The sequence below is a fragment of the Streptomyces sp. NRRL S-118 genome, assembly GCF_000716335.1.
Taxonomy (GTDB): Bacteria; Actinomycetota; Actinomycetes; order Streptomycetales; family Streptomycetaceae; genus Streptomyces.
This window is the reverse complement of the sequence record NZ_KL591036.1, coordinates 1-5463: the sequence shown is the minus strand read 5'-3', so window position 1 is coordinate 5463 and position 5463 is coordinate 1. Positions and strand designations below refer to the sequence as shown.

4 protein-coding genes and 3 pseudogenes are annotated in these 5463 nt (G+C 73.3%); 3 read left to right on the top strand and 4 right to left on the bottom strand.

Features of this window, described 5'->3' with window-relative positions; genetic code table 11:
- Nucleotides 1–14: 14 nt before the first annotated feature.
- Entirely contained in the window at nucleotides 15–1127 is a 1113-nt protein-coding gene (gene alc, locus IH00_RS0134565) for an allantoicase (RefSeq protein WP_031080201.1), read from the bottom strand.
- 4 nt (nucleotides 1128–1131) lie between these two features.
- Nucleotides 1132–2484 (bottom strand): allantoinase AllB, encoded by a 1353-nt coding sequence (gene allB, locus IH00_RS0134560; RefSeq protein ID WP_031080199.1) that lies wholly within the window; start codon nucleotides 2482–2484, stop codon nucleotides 1132–1134.
- A 357-nt stretch (nucleotides 2485–2841) separates the two neighbouring features.
- Between allB and IH00_RS0134555 the strand changes: the two genes are divergently transcribed.
- From IH00_RS0134555 to IH00_RS41185, 3 genes and pseudogenes are all read left to right on the top strand, one after another.
- Complete coding sequence (locus tag IH00_RS0134555; RefSeq protein ID WP_031080197.1) at nucleotides 2842–3651, top strand: IclR family transcriptional regulator; 810 nt, start codon at nucleotides 2842–2844, stop codon at nucleotides 3649–3651.
- 55 nt (nucleotides 3652–3706) lie between these two features.
- A pseudogene (locus IH00_RS44660) lies at nucleotides 3707–3857 on the top strand (sensor histidine kinase); the annotation flags it as partial.
- A 1-nt stretch (nucleotide 3858) separates the two neighbouring features.
- Nucleotides 3859–4020, top strand: a pseudogene (locus IH00_RS41185) (LuxR C-terminal-related transcriptional regulator); the annotation flags it as partial.
- Nucleotides 4021–4118: 98 nt separating this feature from the next.
- Here the strand turns inward: IH00_RS41185 and IH00_RS0134545 are convergent.
- Nucleotides 4119–4448, bottom strand: a complete 330-nt coding sequence (locus tag IH00_RS0134545) for a DUF5955 family protein (RefSeq protein WP_039947729.1) — start codon at nucleotides 4446–4448, stop codon at nucleotides 4119–4121.
- 126 nt (nucleotides 4449–4574) lie between these two features.
- Nucleotides 4575–5463: pseudogene (locus tag IH00_RS42335) on the bottom strand (serine/threonine protein kinase); the annotation flags it as partial.

Sequence of the window (5463 nt, the reverse complement as noted above, 5' to 3'; positions counted from 1 at the left end):
CCGGACGAGAGGCGCTAGCCGAGCTGCTCGTGGCGCGCGGCGAGGGACGCGGCGCCGGCGTCCGTCAGTCCGCCGAACAGCCGCAGGCGGGAGATGCCGCCGTCGGGGTAGATGTCGATGCGGACGTGGGTGCCCACGACCGGCTCCGGCAGGACGAAGCGGTGGTTGGTGTCCGGCTGGAGGCGGGTGCGCGGCAGGAACTCCGTCCACTCGCCGGCCTCCCCGTCGCGGACGGAGAGCGCGGCCCAGCCGGCGCTGTTGCCCTTGAGGTACGCGGTGTCGATCTCGACCGCGCGGATCGCGGACTGCTCGACGAGCCGGTAGCGGATCCAGTCGTTGCCCTTGTCGCGGCGGCGGCGGGTCTCCCAGCCGTCGTCCATCTTGCGGGAGCGGCCCGGCTGGATGGTGTTGGTGGCCGGCGAGTAGAAGCGGTCGGAGGCGTCCTCGACGCTGCCGCCGTTCTCCAGTGCCACGACGTCGAAGGTGCCCAGCGCGCCGAGCCACCGCGGGTCCGGGGCGACCTCGCCGTACACGCGCAGGCGGGCGATGCCGCCGTCCGGGTGCTGGTTGACGCGCAGGTGCGTGAAGCGCTGCTCGGCGTCGACGGCGAAACCGTTGGCGGCGTGGCCGCCGATCGCGGTGCGCGGGACGAGGGTCGTCCACTTCACGTCGGGGGCGAGCAGGTCGTCGGGCGAGGGGGAGCCGGGCACCGAGGCGGCCTCGACGGAGACGGCCTGCGGGTAGTTGCCGCGGAAGTGGGCGGTGTCGACGACGATGCCGCGTACGACACCCGGTGCGCCGAGCCGTACCAGCGCCCAGTCGTGGTCGTCGGCCGTCGGGTGCGGCTCGCCGGCGGAGACACCGCGGCGGCGGCGCGTCTCCCAGCCGTCCATGATCTTGCCCTTGTGGCCGAAGTGCTCGGGGTCGAACTCGGCGGGCTCCGGCTTGAGCATGTTCTCGCGCTCGGCGAAGAACTCGTCGTTCGCGGCGATGACGCCCGCGCCGAGCCGCCGGTCGGCCAGGTCGACGAGGCCGGTGAAGGGGAAGTCGGCGGTGCGGTAGTCGGCGTACGGGTCGCCGCCGCCGTACGGGCTGGCGTCCCCGGTGAAACTCGGTATGCCGGTCACGATGTCACTTGGTCCTTTCGAGCAGCCGGCCGGTCGGCTCGGCCAGGGTCCCGTTGTCCACGATGCGTACGCCGCGCAGCCAGGTCGACTTCACGACGCCGTGCAGGGTCTTCCCCGCGTACGCCGTGACCCGGTTGCGGTGGTGCAGTTCCGCGGGGTCGACGGTGAAGGTCTCGTCGGGCGCGAGGACGGCGAAGTCCGCGTCGCGCCCGGCTTCGATGGCGCCCTTGCGGTCGAGGCCCGCGAGTCGCGCCGGGGCGGTGGACATCCAGCGGGCGACGTCCTCCAGGGTGCGGCCGCGGCGGCGGGCCTCGGTCCAGATGGCGGGCAGGCCCAGCTGGAGGGAGGAGATGCCGCCCCAGGCGGTCGCGAAGTCGGGGGTCTTGAGGTCGGCGGTGGAGGGCGAGTGGTCGGAGACGATGCAGTCGATCGTGCCGTCCGCGAGCCCGTCCCACAGGGCGTCCTGGTTGCTCGCCTCCCGGATGGGCGGGCAGCACTTGAACTCGGTGGCCCCGTCGGGGATCTCCTCGGCCGTGAGGGTGAGGAAGTGCGGGCAGGTCTCGACGGTGATCCGCACGCCGTCCCGGCGGGCGGCGGCGATCAGGGGCAGCGCGTCGCTGGAGGACAGGTGCAGGACGTGGACGCGCGCGCCCAGCCGCCGGGCCTGGTCGATCAGGCCGGCGATGGCGGTGTTCTCGGCGTCCCGCGGCCGGGAGGCCAGGAAGTCGGCGTACCGGGCGCCGCCCTTCTGCGGGGCGGCGTCCAGGTGGTGCGGGTCCTCGGCGTGGACGATCATCAGGCCGCCGAAGCCGGCTGTCTCCGCCAGGGAGGCGGCCAGCTGGTCCTGGTCGAGCTGCGGGAACTCGTCCACGCCGGACGGCGACAGGAAGCACTTGAAGCCGAAGACACCCGCGTCGTGCAACGGACGCAGGTCCTTGACGTTGTCGGGCAGCGCACCGCCCCAGAAGCCGACGTCGATGTGGACCTTGGGGCGGGCCACGTCCTGCTTGGTGCGCAGGTTGTCGACCGTGGTGGTCGGCGGCAAGGAGTTGAGGGGCATGTCGATCAGCGTGGTGATGCCGCCGGCCGCGGCCGCGCGGGTGGCGGTCCAGAAGCCCTCCCACTCGGTGCGGCCGGGGTCGTTCACGTGGACGTGGGTGTCGACGAGGCCGGGCAGGACGACGTGGTCCCCGACGTCCTCCAGCCGGGCGCCGGCGGGCACCTCGGCGTCGTACGGCAGCACCGCCGCGATCCGGCCGTCGGCGACGGCGACCGATGCGGCGCGTGTCCCCTCGGGGGTGATGACGCGCGTCGAGCGCAGTACCAGGTTCACGTCCACGTTCCCGTCGTTCTCCATCCACATCGTCCGGCGCCGGCGGGGTCCACCATGGAGGGAGTCCACCGTCGACAAGATTTCAACGAACTGTTGAAGCTTTTGAAGTCTTCACCCCGGACCGGGCCTCGTCAAGAGCGGCCGGGCAGCCTCCGGGGTGGCGCGGTGGCGGCTTGGATGTTTCCATGAAGTGGAAAGGTTATTCCACAAGAAGGAACGTAGCTACCCACAGGGGGAGGTCGGCCGAGCGGCCGGCAGGCATCGCGAACACCCGGACAAACAGGCCCTGACCGGCAAAGACGCCCCAGCACGGGCGATGTGCCGGGCGCCACGGCCCGGTAGGCTGCTGACTTGCCCATCCGCCCCGAAAGGACCGTTGACGTGCCGACGTCCAGCGCCAGCACCACCGACGCCGCCAAGCCCGCCCCCGCGACCGGCGGTGTCCAGTCCCTCGAGCGTGCCTTCGACCTGCTGGAGCGGATGGCCGATGCCGGGGGCGAGGTCGGGCTGAGCGAGCTCTCCTCCAGCAGCGGACTGCCGCTGCCCACCATCCACCGCCTGATGCGGACGCTGGTCGCCTGCGGCTACGTGCGCCAGCAGCCCAACCGGCGTTACGCCCTCGGCCCCCGGCTGATCCGCCTCGGCGAGTCCGCCTCCCGGCTGCTCGGCACCTGGGCCCGCCCGTACCTCGCCCGCCTGGTCGAGGAGACCGGTGAGACCGCGAACATGGCGCTGCTCGACGGTGACGAGATCGTGTACGTGGCGCAGGTGCCCTCCAAGCACTCGATGCGCATGTTCACCGAGGTCGGCCGGCGGGTGCTGCCGCACTCCACCGGCGTGGGCAAGGCGCTCCTCGCGCACACCCCGCCCGAGGAGGTGCGCGCCCTGCTCGCCCGTACCGGCATGCCGGCCGCCACCGAGAAGACCATCACGACTCCGGACGGTTTCCTGGACGCCCTGGAGCAGGTGCGCAGCGCGGGGTACGCGGTCGACGACAGCGAGCAGGAGATCGGGGTGCGGTGCATCGCGGTCTCGGTGCCCGACTCCCCCACCGCCGCGGCCATCTCCATCTCCGGCCCGGCGGGACGCGTGACGGAGGCGGCCACGGACAAGATCGTCCCGATCCTGCAGGAGGTCGCGCAGGAGCTGTCGACGTCGCTGGCGAACACGGCGGCCAACGGGCAGGGCTGACCGGCCGGGGTCAGTCCCCGGCCCCGACGGCCCGCTCCGACAGCCGGCCGGGCCGGGCCCCGGGCCACGTGTGCGCTTCACGGTGAGCGGTACGCCGGTGGAGCTGCCGACGCCGTACGAGGTGGCGCTGCTGCGGATCGCCCAGTCGGCGCTGGCGAACACGGTGCGCCGGTGCCCGGCGGGCGGAGATCACGCTGACGTTCATGGCTGGTCGGTGACGGCCTGTCGAACCAGCAGATCAGCAAGCGGCTCTTCCTCAGCCAGGCGACCGTGAAGTCACACCTGGTGCACGTCTTCGCCGAGCTGGGCGTCGACTCCCGCACGGCGGCGGTGGCGGCGGCGACGGCCCGCCGCCTGATCCGCCGCTAGCGCGGGTCCGCGCAGGTCCGTACAGGGGCGTCGTCCGCCCGTAGCGCGGCCGGGACTTCCCGTCCAGGGACGGCTTTTGGACCGGACGGACTTCCGGCTCAGACCGGCTCCCCGCCGGCGCGGGGCGGCTCGCCGAAGAGCTCCACGGCGTGGCGCACCCCCGCGAGGGCGGTGGCGAGCGCGCTGACCGACCCGATCGCTCCGGCGACCAGCAGCAGTGAGCGGCGCAGGCGGCGTACCTCGGGCACGCCGCCGACCGCCATGGCGGCGAGCGCGGCAAGTTCGTCCTCGGCGATGCCGCGGTCGAGGAACTCCCCCGGGTGGGCGGCCAGTTCCCGCCGGAGCCTGGACACGGCCGTGCGCAGCTCGACGACTCGTGGGTCCTCGCTGCTGCCGGTCACAGGCTTCTGCCCCACGCTTCGCAACACAGCACTCCCCCTTGCACGCACGCCGCCGTGCGGTCTCGCAGCCCGCCACGGCGTTGGTCGGATGCCGGGGGCTGCAGACAGATTAACGGCCTGCGCGGCGGCGCGCGCCACACGGGGGGAGGTGCGTCAGCTCGTCTGTTCGACGTCCAGCGCACCACGCCAGACCGTCAGGTCCAGGGTGATGTAGTCGCTGGGGTCGGATTCGGGCGGGAAGCCCTGGACGGTGAGGAGGGCGACGTCTCCGGCCCCCGTCTGGAGGCAGAGCCGGGAGCCCTTGGAGAGCTTGCTCTTGGAGATGTAGGTGGTGAACCGCGTCTCGGTCGTGCAGGTCTCCAGGGTGGGCTCCTGGCCGCTGCGCAGCAGGACGAGCCGGCCGCCGTCGTTCGTCGACAGGCCCGCCCCGAAGTCCAGGTCGTAGCCGGTGCTGTCGTCCTTGGGCTTGACCGGGTCGTCGGAGAGGGCGAGTTCGTAGCCGTAGGGCAGGTCGATTCCGGTGTAGTCGACCGGATCGGGCGCCTTGGTGGGCTTCGGCGGCGCGGACGGCTCGGGGGAGTCTCCGCCCTGCGGGTCCTCCACCGGTGTGCCGTCGCCGCCGCCCTCGCCGTCGGCCTCGCTCCCGCCGGTGCCGCCCGGGTCCTTCTTCGCGTCCTGGTCCTGCGCCCGGGTGGTGCCCTTGCCGTCGTCCTTGAGCAGGTACCAGGCGGTGGCGCCGCCCGCGACGGCGAAGGTGACGGCCGCGGCGAGCGCGACCAGGACGGTACGGGTGCGCTTCCGCGCGGCCGGCGCCGCAGGCGCGGGCGCGGGTGCCTGCGCGGCGGTCGGCGCGTACGGCCCGGCGACCGGGTGGGCGTACGGGTGGTGTCCGCCCGGCCCCTGGGGCTGGGCCTGGACCGGCGGCGGGGTGTGGCCGTGCGCGGGCGGCGGGGTGTGGCCGTACGGTGCCTGGGGGTGCCCGGCCTGGACGGGCGGGGGGCCGAAGCCCGGCGGGGGCGCCGACGGGGTCGCGGGCGCGGTC

What these genes read in the sequence shown, in the direction of transcription:
- allB (WP_031080199.1), bottom strand. Translation starts at nt 2,484, where the DNA reads ATGGAGAACGACGGGAACGTGGACGTGAACCTGGTACTGCGCTCGACG.